Genomic DNA, 251 nt, shown 5'->3' with positions numbered 1-251 from the left:
GGATTACCCATTGCCGTTAAATAACCATTTAACCAGCTCGTCTCTACTGCACTTATACGCCATGGGCCTTGTTTAAATAACCACTGATTATTAAGCGCTATTGCCGTTACTGTATCCTCATCTGCAGGGGGTAATAACAAAGCATCGGGTAATATTTTATATACCGATAAATTATGCTCTGCAAATAGTGCTAGCCACGCCTCAAACCATTCGCGGTCGGTCATAGCAACACGAACAGCATGCTGCTCGCC

At 44.2% G+C, this 251-nt stretch carries 1 protein-coding gene; it reads right to left on the bottom strand.

The window, feature by feature from the left end; translation table 11 throughout:
• A partial coding sequence (gspL, locus tag AAEY97_RS21395) for a type II secretion system protein GspL (protein ID WP_351001380.1) occupies positions 1 to 251 on the bottom strand: 251 nt, incomplete at both ends.

The sequence above is a fragment of the Shewanella sp. TB7-MNA-CIBAN-0143 genome (assembly GCF_040310065.1).
In the GTDB taxonomy this organism is placed as follows: Bacteria; Pseudomonadota; Gammaproteobacteria; order Enterobacterales; family Shewanellaceae; genus Shewanella.
The sequence above is the reverse complement of the archived record's forward strand: the minus strand, read 5'-3'. Positions and strand labels throughout refer to the sequence as shown.